At 62.8% G+C, this 12,697-nt stretch carries 12 protein-coding genes; 7 read left to right on the forward strand and 5 right to left on the reverse strand.

What is annotated here, in order from left to right; translation table 11 throughout:
* Nucleotides 1-18: 18 nt before the first annotated feature.
* The 5 genes from F474_RS17860 to F474_RS17880 all read right to left on the reverse strand — a co-directional run bounded on the left by F474_RS17860 (nucleotide 19) and on the right by F474_RS17880 (nucleotide 5,609).
* Entirely contained in the window at nucleotides 19-1,338 is a 1,320-nt protein-coding gene (locus F474_RS17860) for an FAD-binding oxidoreductase (protein ID WP_097087445.1), read from the reverse strand.
* Nucleotides 1,339-1,432: 94 nt separating this feature from the next.
* Entirely contained in the window at nucleotides 1,433-2,473 is a 1,041-nt protein-coding gene (locus F474_RS17865) for a GlxA family transcriptional regulator (RefSeq protein WP_097087443.1), read from the reverse strand.
* A gap of 31 nt (nucleotides 2,474-2,504) precedes the next feature.
* Complete coding sequence (proX, locus tag F474_RS17870) at nucleotides 2,505-3,527, reverse strand: glycine betaine/L-proline ABC transporter substrate-binding protein ProX (protein ID WP_097087441.1); 1,023 nt, start codon at nucleotides 3,525-3,527, stop codon at nucleotides 2,505-2,507.
* Nucleotides 3,528-3,569: 42 nt separating this feature from the next.
* Complete coding sequence (gene proW / locus F474_RS17875) at nucleotides 3,570-4,526, reverse strand: glycine betaine/L-proline ABC transporter permease ProW (RefSeq protein ID WP_097087439.1); 957 nt, start codon at nucleotides 4,524-4,526, stop codon at nucleotides 3,570-3,572.
* Nucleotides 4,527-4,574: 48 nt separating this feature from the next.
* The gene (locus tag F474_RS17880; RefSeq protein WP_097087437.1) at nucleotides 4,575-5,609 is read right to left on the reverse strand and encodes a glycine betaine/L-proline ABC transporter ATP-binding protein; all 1,035 of its coding nucleotides are present in this window, start codon (nucleotides 5,607-5,609) and stop codon (nucleotides 4,575-4,577) included.
* A gap of 325 nt (nucleotides 5,610-5,934) precedes the next feature.
* On the opposite strand from F474_RS17880, the gene F474_RS17885 reads away from it, so the two are divergent.
* The 7 genes from F474_RS17885 to arsH all read left to right on the forward strand — a co-directional run bounded on the left by F474_RS17885 (nucleotide 5,935) and on the right by arsH (nucleotide 12,694).
* Entirely contained in the window at nucleotides 5,935-6,900 is a 966-nt protein-coding gene (locus tag F474_RS17885) for a LysR substrate-binding domain-containing protein (protein ID WP_097087435.1), read from the forward strand.
* A gap of 113 nt (nucleotides 6,901-7,013) precedes the next feature.
* On the forward strand, nucleotides 7,014-8,357 hold the full coding sequence (locus F474_RS17890) for an MmgE/PrpD family protein (RefSeq protein WP_097087434.1): 1,344 nt from the start codon (nucleotides 7,014-7,016) through the stop codon (nucleotides 8,355-8,357).
* A 28-nt stretch (nucleotides 8,358-8,385) separates the two neighbouring features.
* Entirely contained in the window at nucleotides 8,386-9,621 is a 1,236-nt protein-coding gene (locus F474_RS17895; protein ID WP_097087431.1) for an aromatic ring-hydroxylating dioxygenase subunit alpha, read from the forward strand.
* A 209-nt stretch (nucleotides 9,622-9,830) separates the two neighbouring features.
* Nucleotides 9,831-10,181 carry a metalloregulator ArsR/SmtB family transcription factor gene (locus tag F474_RS17900; RefSeq protein ID WP_097087429.1) on the forward strand — a complete coding sequence of 117 codons (351 nt, stop codon included), beginning with the start codon at nucleotides 9,831-9,833 and terminating at the stop codon, nucleotides 10,179-10,181.
* Nucleotides 10,182-10,190: 9 nt separating this feature from the next.
* On the forward strand, nucleotides 10,191-11,480 hold the full coding sequence (locus F474_RS17905; protein ID WP_097087427.1) for an arsenic transporter: 1,290 nt from the start codon (nucleotides 10,191-10,193) through the stop codon (nucleotides 11,478-11,480).
* Between the two features lie 9 nt (nucleotides 11,481-11,489).
* A complete protein-coding gene (locus tag F474_RS17910; protein WP_097087425.1) occupies nucleotides 11,490-11,960 on the forward strand; it encodes an arsenate reductase ArsC in 471 nt (156 codons plus the stop codon).
* Nucleotides 11,960-12,694: an arsenical resistance protein ArsH gene (arsH, locus tag F474_RS17915; protein WP_097087423.1), complete on the forward strand. Its 735-nt coding sequence runs from the start codon at nucleotides 11,960-11,962 to the stop codon at nucleotides 12,692-12,694. Before F474_RS17910 ends, arsH begins: the two co-directional genes overlap by 1 nt.
* Nucleotides 12,695-12,697: the final 3 nt, after the last annotated feature.

Genomic DNA, 12,697 nt, shown 5'->3' on the forward strand with positions numbered 1-12,697 from the left:
CTTGGCAGTGCGCTGGCCTCAGCTTTCCCGCCCTGCGCGGCGTTGCCCCCACATCAGGTTGAGGTTCACCCCCGCCGACAGAAACGGCTGCGGCGGGTTGGCGTTCGGGCCGGGTGAGGCCAGCAGAAAATCGGTCAGGTCGTTGCTCTGCCCCGCCAGCCAATCGGCCAGCAAGGCACCGGTGATGGTGCCGCGGGTGACGCCCAGCCCGTTGCAACCCAGCGCGCCATACACGTTGGGCGCCAGTTGGCCGAAGAAGCCGCTGTGGTTACGGGTCATCGCCAGGGCGCCGCCCCAGGTGTACTGGAAGTCAACGTTCGGCAGCATCGGGAAGCGCCGGGCGAACGACGCCTTGTGGCGTTGCAGGAAGCGCTGCAGGTATTTGGGGTTGCTGCGCCCGTCGGGGTTGAAGCTGAAGCTGTTGCGGATCAGCAAGCGGTGGTCGGGCGTGCGCCGAACCGTGGTGCCGAACGGGTCGGCGGGGATGGCGCCCCAGTAGGGCTTGCCACCCAGGCGCGCCTGCTCCTCTTCGGTCAGCGGGCGAGTGATGCTGCCGTAGGTGAAGATCGGCAGCATGCGCCCTTGCAGGAAGCCAAAGTGCTGGCCGAAGGAATTATTGGCCAGCACCAGCCGGTGTGCGGTGATCGAGCCGCCGGCATGGGTAAGCCGGGTGCGGTCATAGCCGTAATCCACATCCAGGATCGGCGTGCGCTCGTAAAGCGTAACGTTCGCCGGCAGGCTGTCGGCAAGGCCTTTGACGAGCGCCGACGGCTGCACCAGCACGGCGCCCGGCGTGTACAGCGCCCGGCGGTAGAAATGCGTGCCAAGGTGTTGCGGCAGCTCCTGCTCGCCGAGCATCTGATAGGGCTGCTCGAGCTTGTCGAGGCCGCCCCGGTAGGCGTCGAGCACTGCCAGGCCGCGCTCTTCCACTGCCGCCTGGTATTTACCGCAGGCGGTCATCTGGCAGTCGATGCCGTTGGCCTCCACCTGCTGGCGGAGCAAGGTTTGCCCGGCCAGGTTCAGCTTGAGCACGATCTTGGCCACGGCGATGTCGCCGATGTAATCCGGCGCGCCGATGTCGTGCGGCAGGTCGATAGCAAAGCCTGCATTGCGCCCGGAGGGGCCAAGGCCCACTTCCTGGGCCTCGACCAGCACAACCTCGTCGTTGGGAAAATTCAGCGCCAGCTGCCGTGCGGCGGCAAGCCCGGTAAAGCCTGCACCCACCACGACCCAAGGGGCTTCGCTGTGGCCACGGTGGCTGGGCCGCGGCGTGCGCGGGGCGCTCAAGTGGAACCAGCCACAGCTGGCGTCATCGGCGGGCAGAGAGTGAACTTTCATCGTACTTAGCCATGTTCGTCTGGGTGTGGGCCTGTTCGCAGGGCGAACAGGGCTACCCCTCCCGGTTCTCGGGCGGGCCTGGTTGTGTGTGCTGTCAGTTCATCGCCAGCGCCGGTGTGGCCTGGGGCCTTCTGAATTGCGGGCTGTGCGTGTCGCGAAACTCCATCGGCGGCAAGCCGAAGAGGTCTTTGAAGCGGCGATAGAAATGCGGGTAGCTGATGAACCCCGTCGCCAGGGCAACATCTGTGAGCGAGCGGTCGCTATTGACGATCAATTGCCGCGCACGAGCCAGCCGCAGCTCCAGGTAGTACCGCACCGGAGGAGCTTGCAGATAGCGGGCGAAGCGCCGTTCCAGCTGGCGGCGGGAAACGCCGATACGCCCGGCGATCTGGTCGATGTCCAACGGTTCTTCGATGTGCTCCTCCATGAGCGCTATCGCAGCGCTGAGCGGCCTCGGCAAAGCCCGGGCCGGTTGAAGGGCCGCTATCTGCTCCGGTTGATGCAGGCGCTTGACGGCCCCGGCATCTACCAATGGGCGGCCCTGGCTGATCAACGCGCGCACCTCAAGCATCAACCCGAGCGCTGCGCTGGCCTCGGCACAGGTGCCGACGCGGCCGCTGAGCACATGGCCGGTGCTGCCCAGGGCGAGTGCCGGGTGATATTCCTTGATCGGGCCGCCGCTGTCGGGGTGGCTCACGCAGGGGCGCCCGTGCAGCAACCCGGCCTGGGCCAGCTGAAAGGCGCCATTCCACAACCCGCACACCACCACACGATCCGCGGCGGCGCTGCGCAGCACTCGGCTGAGCGCAGGGTCCGGCGCCAACTTCACCCGGTGCCCGCCCACCACCACCAGCACATCGTGGTGCCAATGGCCAGGTACGATGGCGTGGGTGTCGAGGTTTACGCCTACGTCGCTACGAACCGGGCCGCCCGGCATGGACCAGCAGCTGATCTGATAATCGATGCCATCGAGCTCGGCGCTGGTGTCGAGGGCATCCAGTGCGGTGGAAAACGCGGTAAGTGAAAACCGCTCAGGCAGGATGAACGCCACACGCACGCAACGGCTGGCGGCTACCAGGCTCAGCCGGTAGCCAGGGTTGCGGGTTGCCGCCGAGGATTTGTTCGAGCCGTTCATGCGATCACCTGCCTGTGCCTGCCTGGGGGGGTTACTTCTGCGCCGCTGCCCGCGCGTCCTTGAGCCAACCATCCCATTGCGTCTGGTGCGCCTTGATCCACTCCTGGGCTTGTTTCTTGATGTCGTCCAGCGACTTTTCACCCTTTTGCATGCGCAGGTTCTGGGCGCTTTCATCGCCGGTGGCGATCTGCACTTCGGAGAGGAAGGTGCGGGCGGCAGGGTTCTTCTCGGCGAAATCCTTGTTCAGCACGGCCTTGACGGTGTCGATCGGCGCGCCGAGGTTCTTGCCTTCGAAGGTGGTGTTCACATCGTTCTTGCCGTCGGGCAGAGAGGTGAACGGCACCGGCAGCCACACGACGTCGCGGCCCTCGACCAGCACGCCGGAAATCCACTGTGGCACCCAGGTGTAGTAGAGGATCGGCTTGCCTTCCTTGTAACGGGCGATGGTGTCGGCCATCAGCGCGAAATAGGAGCCGCGGTTATCCACCACGGTGTCGGTCAGGCCGTAGGCCTTGAGCTGATGCTCGACGATCAGCTCGCAACCCCACCCGGGGTTGCAGCCGGTGAGGTCGGCCTTGCCGTCACCATTGCTGTCGAACAGCTTGGCGATCTCGGGCTTCTTCAAGTCCGAAACGTCTTTGATGTTGTATTTCTCGGCGGTTTTCTTATCGATCATGAAGCCCTGGAGCACGCCAGGCATCACATCCCCCACCTTGACCATCGCATCGTCGCCGCCGGCCTTTTCATAAAAGGCAGCGTGCAGCTTGTCCCACATGTGCACGGTAAAGTCGGCGTCGCCGTAGGCCAGCGCCAGGAACAATGCCGGGTAGTCGGTTTCCTTTGGCGGCTGGACGTCGTAACCCAAGGCTTTCAGGCCTGCGATGGCGATCTCGCCGCGAAAGCGCTCTTCGGCAATGGTCGGGAAGATCGGCGTGACCTTCACCCCTTCGCCGGGCTTTTCAGCACTGGCCTGCGCTGTGGTCGCCAGCGCCAGCCCCAATACCGAGGCGGCCACGCTGGCCAGAATTGCGTTCTTGCACTTGGAAAAAGTCATGAATCACCTGCTTGAGTTTTTTGAGTTAGGTGAAAGGCAAGTTCAGTGGGTTACAGGGTGTGCTACTGCTTTCTTCTTTTTTGTAAAGCGCATTACCAGCCCGACGGGCCCGGTGTGATACCAGCGCTGGCCGACGCCCAAGTGAGCGCTGCGCTCACCCAACGCCTGGGTGAAGCGGTCGAGAAAGATCGCCAGCAACACCAGGCCGATCCCGCCGACACTGGCCAGGCCCATGTCCAGGCGGCCGATGCCGCTGAGCACCATCAGGCCGAGCCCGCCGACCGAAATCATCGACGCCACCACCACCATCGACAGCGCCAGCATCAGGGTCTGGTTCACGCCGGCCATGATGGTGGGCGCGGCCAACGGCAGTTGCACCCTCATCAGCATCTGCAACGGTGTACAGCCGAAGGCGCGCGCCGCTTCGACTTTGTCTTCCGGCACTTGGCGGATGCCCAGGTTGGTCAGCCGTACCAGGGGCGACACCGAAAAAATGATGGTAACGATGACGCCCGGCACGTTGCCGATGCCGAACAGCATCACCACCGGCACCAGGTACACGAAGGCCGGCAGTGTCTGCATGGCGTCGAGCACAGGGCGAATGACCATCTCCAGCCGGTCGCTGCGGGCACAGATGATGCCCAGCGGAATACCGATCACTGCACAGAAGAACAGCGACGTGAGCACCAGGGCCAGGGTGACCATCGCATCGCTCCACACACCGATCAGGCCCAGCGCGGTCAGCAGCGCCACGGTGAGAATGCCGATGCGCCGCCCACCGACCTGCCAGGCCAGCAGCCCGGCCAGCACGATGAACAACGTCGGCGGAACCGCCATCAAGGCACCTTGAACGCCATCAAGTACCTGGTCGACCGGCCAGCGAATCGAGCGAAACACATCACGAAAGTTGTGTACCAAGTAACGCAATGCACTTTCAATCCACGAGCCCAGTGGCACATTGATCGATTTGAAAGGGTCAAGAATATTGAAATCCGACATGAACGATACCTCGGGGCCCTTAAACGTGGGCCAGTGAAAAACCCGCGATCAATGGCCGCCTAGATAGCTCAGCAAACGGCCCTGAGAGATGCTGCCTTTATAAGTGCCTACTTCATCTACCACTGGCACCGGCGCTGTGGCCTGGGCCAGGATGTTGAAGATGTCCTTGATCGGCGTCTCTGCCTTGAGCGGTGTTTGCCGCCCGGGCTCGTAGTGGATCTGTGTATCGACTTGCGCGATATCGCCAGCTTTGAGGATGCGGCTGGCGTCGAAGCCATTGAAGAAAGTGCGTACGTAATCGTTGGCGGGGTTGCAGAGCAGATCGCGCGGTGTACCGATCTGCACCACTTTGCCGCCTTCCATGATTGCGATACGGTGGCCAATGCGCACGGCCTCTTCGATGTCGTGGGAAATGAAGATAATGGTGCGGTTCTGCTCTTTCTGCAGTTTGATCAGCTCACCCTGCATTTCGCTGCGAATCAGCGGGTCGAGGGCTGAAAAGGCCTCGTCCATCAGCAGGATCGCCGGGTCGTTGGCCAGTGCCCGGGCCAGCCCCACGCGCTGCTGCATGCCACCGGAGAGCTGATGGGGAAAGCAGTGCTCCTGGCCAGCCAGGCCGACCTGGCGGAGGGCATCCAGTGAGCGCCGGTTGCGTTCTTTCTCGCCGACACCGCTGATCTGCAAGCCAAAGCCGACGTTGTCGAGCACGGTCATGTGCGGCATCAAGGCGAAAGATTGAAACACCATGCCCATGTCTTTGCGGCGAACTTGCAAGAGTGCCTTATCGCCCAGGCCGGTAATTTCCTTGCCGTTGAGAAAGATCGAACCGGCACTGGGCTCGATCAGGCGGTTGAACAAACGCACCATGGTCGACTTGCCCGAGCCGGACAGCCCCATGATCACGAAGATCTCGCCACGCATCACAGAAAAGTTGGCGTCGAACACGCCGATGACATGGCCGGTTTTTTCGAACACTTCAGCTTTGGAGGCACCGGCCTTGACCATCGCCAGCGCAACTTCAGGTTGCGGCCCGAATACTTTGTAGATGTTTCGGACGGAAATAATTTCGTCGGCGCGACTCATTGCATGCCTCCTTCGTAGCCCACGCGGGCGCTTTCGCCTAACGCGTAGTTATGAAAAATGTATCTTGCTGGGCAGGAGTAATGCGTCTGTATCTTCACGACGAAATTCCTATTGTTATTGTTTGCCCGCGGAATAGGGCTTTCAGGCAAATCTATAGCTTGAGCCTGTGCAAATCCAACAACATTTCCAGAGGCGATTTGATAACCTCAGGTTATTGGTCGCTAACAGGCTAAAAAGCGCCGCCAGTGGGGATGTCGCCCCGGCCGCCCCTCCCTAACCTGCCAAGGCCATGCCCGCCGCCACTTCGCCCATGCCGAGGCCCAAGATGTCCAAGCACGTCGACCCTGATGCCCTACTGCTGAAAATGCCCTCGCTGCGTGCGGTAAAGGCGTTCGTGGCGGCAGCCAAATATGAAAGCTTCACCCGCGCTGCCGAAGCCTTGTGCGTGTCACAAGCGGCCATCAGCCGGCAGATTCGGGAGCTTGAAAGCTACTTGGGTGCACAGCTGTTCAGTCGCGTGGGCCGAGCAGTGACGCTCACCAGTGCCGGTGAGCTGTTTTTCGATGCAGCGCAGTTATCGTTCGTCAACATCGCCCAGGCCGCCGAGCGTATCCGCACCAACCAGAATGCCAAGCGGATGCTGACGCTCTGCTGCTCGCCGGCGTTTTCGGCACTGTGGCTGTCGCATCACCTGCCGGACTTTTTTGCCCAGCACCCGGACATTGAGCTGAACCTGGTCACTACCCAGAGCTTTATGACGATGGAGCCCGGGGTGCAGCCGGATGTGTTCATCACGAAGTTGCCCAAGGTTCGCGAGGGCTACCGCAGTACCGCCCTGTTTCATGACGTGATCTACCCGGTGTGCTCGCCCACCTATCTGGAGCGCAACCCACAGATCGCAACGCTCGAAGGCGTGCGCGAAGCCGCGCTGCTCAACCTCAGCCCATACGGGCGCTCGCAAGTGGCCGAGCATGTCGACTGGGGCGTATGGCTGGCATTCCAGGGTGTGGACGTCGACGACCGCCCGGCCAGCAGCCCGCAGATCTTCAACGCCAATGACTACAACCTGATCATCAGCATGGTGCTGACCCACCAGGGTGTAGCGTTGGGCTGGAACCACCTGGTGGCGGCACTGCTCGAGCAAGGGCTGTTGGTGCGGCCGATCGAGGAGCAGGTGGTGCTGCGCAACAGCCGCCATTACCTGTCGGTACGCGAGGAAGCCGAAGACACCGAGGCGGTGAGGCGCTTTCAGCAGTGGCTGCTGGGCCGGCTGGCACAACGCAACGCCTGAGCTGCGGTTATCGTTTGAGTGCCGAAAAAGTCGCTGGAGCGCAGCAGGCGCCCACGCCATCTTAACGCTCGAATACTGCCGCCCTGAAACCTACAACAACGAGGTGCTGCTGCATGTCGCTCTACGCGTTTTGCCGCGATTTTTCGTTCGCGCACGTTCCCGCGCCTACCCAGGCCATCGTCAAGAAGAGTGTGCTGGATATCGTCGGCGTGATGGCCGGTGCGGTTTCCAACCAGACCACCCAGGCGCTTTACCGGTATGCGCGGCTACATTACCCGAGCGGCCAGCTCACCAGCCGGCTGCCGTTCGACGGTGAGCGCGTGGGCCTGCTGGGCGCAGGCTGGGCCGGTGGCTTCAGCGCAGACAGCCTCGATGCCCATGAAGGCCACTTCACCTCCAAAGGCCACGCCGGCGCGACCGTGGTGCCTGCGCTGTTGGCGCTGGCCGATGCCCTGCACCACCAAGGCCAACCCATCACCGGCGTGCAATTGCTGGAGGCGCTGTGCCTGGGCTATGAAACGGGCCTGCGCGCCGGTGTTTCATTGATCTCTACCTCGCCAACCTACCATGCCTCGGGCGGCTTCTCTGCCATCGGCGTAGTGTGCGGCGGTGCCCGCTTGCTGGGGCTGGACGAAGCCACCTTCAACCATGCTCTGGGCATCGCCGAATACTTCAGCGCGCGCTGCCCGATGATGCGGTTGATCCAGCACCCCACCATGCTGCGCGACGCCCATGGGGCTGGGGCCTATGTGGGCCTCAACGCCCTGATGATGGCTCGTGAAGGTATCACCGGCGCCCCTGCCGAGACGGTGACCGCTGATATCGCCCAGCCCTACTGGCACGATTTGGGCGAACGCTGGGAAATCGACGCGCAATATTTCAAGCCCTGGCCCGTATGTCGCTGGGCGCAGCCGGCGTTGACGGCGATGACCGCGCTGATGGCCGAGCATCCGGCCATCAGCGCCGACACGGTCGAGTCGATCCGCGTGGAAACCTTCTGGGAGTCCATGTGCCTGCAGGGCCACCGCCCCACCGATGCCGACCAAGCGCAATACGCACTGGCTTTCCCGCTCGCCGCGCTGATCGCGCGGGGCCAGGTGGGGCCGAACGAGGTGACCGGTGAATCGATCCACGCGCCCGACATACTGGCAGTGAGCGACCGGATCGAGGTGGTCGAGGCTGCGGACATTTCTGCACGCTTCCCTGAAGAGATTCTGTCGCGGGTGAGGGTGACGCTGAAAAACGCAGAGTGCTTCGAGTCGCCGATCACCGCCGCACTGGGTGACCCGGAGCGGCCCATGACGCCTGCGGATATCGACGCCAAATTCGACCTGTTCGCCGGGGTAAACCTGAGCCCGCCGGCGTGCGCCGAAGTGAAGCGGGCCGTGAAGAGCCTGGAAAGCGCCGCTTCTGCCATCGATGCGCTGGCCCCTCTGTTCGCACCTGCCACCCGCTGACCCTCACGCCCCGCTCCGGAGAACCGCGATGAACGATGAGCAAACCGTGATCGACCTGATTGCCCAACGCAAACCCCGCCACTCGCTGCCGCGCGAGCTTTACAGCGACCCTAAAGTGTTCCGCCAGGACCTCGAACAGCTCTGGCACAAGGATTGGATATTCGCAGGCCATACGTTCGAGATCGAAAAGCCTGGCCAGTACTTCACGCTGCAGATCGGTGATTACCCCGTCGCTGTGGTGCGCAGCAAGGGCGGCCAGGTGCGCGCCTTCCACAACGCTTGCCGCCACCGCGGCGCCAAGGTGTGCGAACACGAGCAGGGCAAGGTGGCCAAGCTGGTGTGCCCCTACCACAAATGGACATACGAACTGGACGGCAACTTACTGTTCGCCGGCAACATGGGGCCTGACTTCGATAAGGCGCAGTACAACCTCAAGCCCGTGCATGTAGAGGTGGTCGAAAGCTACATTTATGTATGCGTCGCTGCGAAGGCACCCGACTTCGAAGCCTTTCGTGCCTCGGTTCGCCCGTTCCTCAAGCCGCATTGGCTGGACAATTGCAAAGTCGCGTTCAAGGCCGACCTGGTCGAGAAAGCCAACTGGAAGCTGGTGTTCGAGAACAACCGCGAGTGCTACCACTGCGACGGTACGCACCCCGAGCTGCTCAACTCCTTCGTTGAAAACCTGTCGGTGGCCGGCGTCGGCGGTGATGACGGCCCCGAATTGGCTGCACACTGGGCCCGCTGTGAGCGCGCCGGGCTGCCGAGCAAGCTGGTGATGGACATCAACGGGCGGTTTCGCATGACCCGCATTCCGCTGGCCAAGGGCGCGGTGAGCTACACCATGGACGGCCAACCTGCCGTGAACGGGCGCCTGGACACCAGTGGTGAGGCCGATATCGGCGCGCTGCTGTATTTCAACTACCCCTCTACCTGGAACCACCTGCTCGGCGACCATGCCTTGAGTTTCCGCGTGCTGCCGATCGGCCCCAACGAGACGCTGGTGACGACCAAATGGCTGGTGCCGGCCTCAGCGGTCGAAGGCGTGGACTATGACCTTGAGCGGCTGACCAAGGTATGGATCGCCACCAATGATCAAGACCGCCAGCTCGTGGAAGGCACACAGGCGGGCGTGAATTCACCGTCCTACGAGCCGGGGCCGTTTTCGGAGGTGGCGGAGAATGGGGTGTGCCAGTTCGATGATTGGTATTGCGCAACCCTGCTCGACCGCCTGCGTGGGCCAATGCCACTAAAATCGGTTGGGTAAGCACGGCAAAGGGCAGCATCGCGGTGCGAGAGGGGGGCGAAAGCCCCCTTCTATCGCCCAGCCAAAAAACCACCGGTAGCGTGCTTTGGCGGCGGAGGGGCCTCCCGGGCGCCACCCCGGTCCGGCGGCCTGGTACCGAAAGCTTTCCAAGCCTGGCCTGCATATGCGTAAATCCGCATATTCAGTTATTCACAGGCTACCCGCCCGCCATGTCGCTTTCTCCTGCCGCTGTCTTCAAATGCCTGGGTGATGAAACCCGCGCACGGATCATGCTGATGCTGTTCGCCGAAGGTGAGCTGTGCGTGTGCGAACTGATCTGGGCGCTCGATGACAACCAGTCCAAGGTATCCCGGCATCTGGCCCAGCTGCGGGCCTGCGGGCTGCTGGAAGATCGCCGCCAGGGCCAGTGGGTCTACTACCGCCTTCACCCCGCGCTTCCCGAATGGATCAAAGGCGTCCTCCAGCTAACGCTTCAGGCCCACCCGGCCTGGGCCGATGACACCCAAGGCCGCCTGGCTTCGATGGAAGGCCGCCCCGTCCGCCAGGCTTCCTGCTGCTGAGATTTGCCAATGCTCACCGCTGCTCTGATCTTCGCTTTCACACTCACGCTGGTCATCTGGCAACCCAAGGGGCTGGGCGTTGGCTGGAGCGCCGCTGCAGGCGCGCTCCTGGCACTGCTCACTGGCGTAGTCAGCCTCGATGATGTTCCAACCGTATGGCACATCGTCTGGAACGCCACGGCTACCTTCATTGCGGTGATCATCATCAGCCTGCTGCTCGATGAGGCCGGCTTCTTTGAATGGGCCGCCTTGCACATGGCGCGCTGGGGCCGAGGCAAAGGCAAACGCCTGTTCGCACTAATGGTGCTGCTGGGCGCGGCGGTGTCGGCACTGTTCGCCAACGATGGCGCGGCGCTGATCCTCACCCCCATCGTGATTGCGATGCTCACGGCCTTGCGCTTTGGCCCCGCCTCCACCCTCGCCTTCGTCATGGCGGCAGGGTTCATCGCCGACACCGCGAGCCTGCCAATGGTGGTGTCCAACCTGGTCAACATCGTGTCTGCCGACTTCGTCGGCGTCGGCTTCGGCGAGTACGCTTCAGTGATGTGGCCGGTGAACCTGATGAGCGTGGCCATTACGCTGCTGATGCTCTGGCTGTTCTACCGCAAGGACATCCCAGCCCAGTACGCCCCCGAGCAGCTGAACGCACCGGATCAGGCCATTCGGGACCGCGCCACCTTCGTCGCCGGCTGGTGGGTGCTCGGCCTTTTGCTGGCCGGCCTGTTCGCACTGGAGCCGCTGGGCATTCCCATCAGCGTGGTGGCGGCCCTGTGTGCGGTTATCCTCCTGGGCATCGCCGGCCGCGGCCAGGTTATCTCGACACGCAAGGTCATCCGGCATGCACCGTGGCAAGTGGTGGTGTTCTCGCTGGGGATGTACCTGGTGATCTACGGGTTGCGAAACGCAGGGCTCACCGATGCTCTGGCCACCGTCTTCAGCCACCTGGCCGGCCAAGGGCTTTGGGCCGCTACGTTGGGCACGGGCGTCTTGGCAGCGGTACTGTCTTCGCTGATGAACAACATGCCCAGCGTGCTGATCGGCGCCCTTTCCATACAGGGCAGCGGGGCCACGGGCCTGGTTCACGACGCGATGGTCTATGCCAACGTGATCGGCTGCGACCTTGGCCCGAAGATCACCCCGATTGGCAGCCTCGCTACGTTGCTATGGCTGCATGTGCTGGCGCAGAAGAACATCCGCATCACCTGGGTTTACTACTTCAAGGTGGGCACGCTTCTCACTGTCCCTATTCTGCTCGTGACCCTGGCCGCCTTGGCCCTGCGGCTGAGCCTTCATGCCTAGGAGCACGCCATGAAAGTGCTATTTATGTGTACCGCCAACAGCTGCCGCAGCGTGCTGTCTGAAGGCTTGTTCAACCACTTGGCCCCCGAGGGAATGACGGCGGTGAGCTCCGGCAGCTTTCCCAGTGGCCGCCTGAACCCTCGCGCGGTCAGTACGCTCGATAGCCTGGGCGTCGAGACGGCCGGGCTGTACAGCAAAGGCTCCGACACCTTTGAGACCAACCCTCCAGACATTGTGATCACCGTGTGCGACAAAGCCGGCAATGAACCGTGCCCGGCGTATTTCGGGCCGGCCGTGAAGAGCCACTGGGGCCTTCGCGACCCCTCGCAGGTGCACGGCAGCGATGAACAGGTACAAGCGGCATTCGACGAAACCGTGCGCCATATCCGCAAGCGTTTCGACGCTTTCTTCGCCCTCGAACACCGCGCACTCAGCCCCCTGGCGCTCAAACAGGCACTAGACCGGATCGGAGCGCTCTGATGGCTGAATTCACCTCGGACACACCCCAGGATTTCCCCAACCTCGACCTGGAACTGTTCGACGTTCCGACCTTGGGCAATCTTAACCAGCCGCCCCCTCCGGCTCACAAGCCGCGCATCCTGCTGCTTTACGGATCGACGCGGGAGCGGTCATTCAGCCGCTTGCTGACTCAGGAGGCGGCCCGCCTGCTGGAGCTGATGGGGGCCGAGACGGCCATCTTCGACCCCTCCGGCCTGCCGCTGCCCGACGATGCACCCGCAGACCACCCGAAAGTGCAGCAACTGCGTGACCTGGTGCTGTGGTCGGAGGGCCAGGTGTGGTGCTCACCCGAACGCCACGGTTCGATGTCGGCGGTGTTCAAAGCCCAGATCGACTGGATACCCCTGGCGCTGGGCGCCGTGCGGCCCTCCCAAGGCAAAACCCTGGCGGTGATGCAGGTGTGCGGTGGCTCGCAGTCGTTCAACACGGTCAACCAGCTACGCGTGCTGGGCCGCTGGATGCGGATGCTCACCATCCCAAACCAGTCATCGGTGCCCAAGGCGTTTCTCGAGTTCGGCGAAGACGGGCGCATGAAGCCGTCGCCTTACTACGACCGGGTGGTCGATGTGATGGAGGAGCTGATGAAGTTCACGCTGCTGGTGCGGGGCCGGGAGGGGTATCTGGTGGATCGCTATTCGGAACGTCGGGAGAGCGCTGAGGCGCTTTCGAGGCGGGTGAGTCAGGGGGAGGTTTAGGAG

This window comes from Pseudomonas sp. URIL14HWK12:I12 (genome assembly GCF_003097135.1).
In the GTDB taxonomy this organism is placed as follows: Bacteria; Pseudomonadota; Gammaproteobacteria; order Pseudomonadales; family Pseudomonadaceae; genus Aquipseudomonas.

Bases quoted from the DNA above. Each gene is read 5' to 3' on its own strand.
- F474_RS17860 (WP_097087445.1), bottom strand. From the start codon at position 1,338: ATGAAAGTTCACTCTCTGCCCGCCGATGACGCCAGCTGTGGCTGGTTC.
- F474_RS17890 (WP_097087434.1), top strand. From the start codon at position 7,014: ATGTCGCTCTACGCGTTTTGCCGCGATTTTTCGTTCGCGCACGTTCCC.
- arsH (WP_097087423.1), top strand. From the start codon at position 11,960: ATGGCTGAATTCACCTCGGACACACCCCAGGATTTCCCCAACCTCGAC.
- proX (WP_097087441.1), bottom strand. From the start codon at position 3,527: ATGACTTTTTCCAAGTGCAAGAACGCAATTCTGGCCAGCGTGGCCGCC.
- F474_RS17885 (WP_097087435.1), top strand. From the start codon at position 5,935: ATGTCCAAGCACGTCGACCCTGATGCCCTACTGCTGAAAATGCCCTCG.
- F474_RS17910 (WP_097087425.1), top strand. From the start codon at position 11,490: ATGAAAGTGCTATTTATGTGTACCGCCAACAGCTGCCGCAGCGTGCTG.
- F474_RS17865 (WP_097087443.1), bottom strand. From the start codon at position 2,473: ATGAACGGCTCGAACAAATCCTCGGCGGCAACCCGCAACCCTGGCTAC.
- F474_RS17900 (WP_097087429.1), top strand. From the start codon at position 9,831: ATGTCGCTTTCTCCTGCCGCTGTCTTCAAATGCCTGGGTGATGAAACC.
- F474_RS17880 (WP_097087437.1), bottom strand. From the start codon at position 5,609: ATGAGTCGCGCCGACGAAATTATTTCCGTCCGAAACATCTACAAAGTA.
- F474_RS17905 (WP_097087427.1), top strand. From the start codon at position 10,191: ATGCTCACCGCTGCTCTGATCTTCGCTTTCACACTCACGCTGGTCATC.
- proW (WP_097087439.1), bottom strand. From the start codon at position 4,526: ATGTCGGATTTCAATATTCTTGACCCTTTCAAATCGATCAATGTGCCA.
- F474_RS17895 (WP_097087431.1), top strand. From the start codon at position 8,386: ATGAACGATGAGCAAACCGTGATCGACCTGATTGCCCAACGCAAACCC.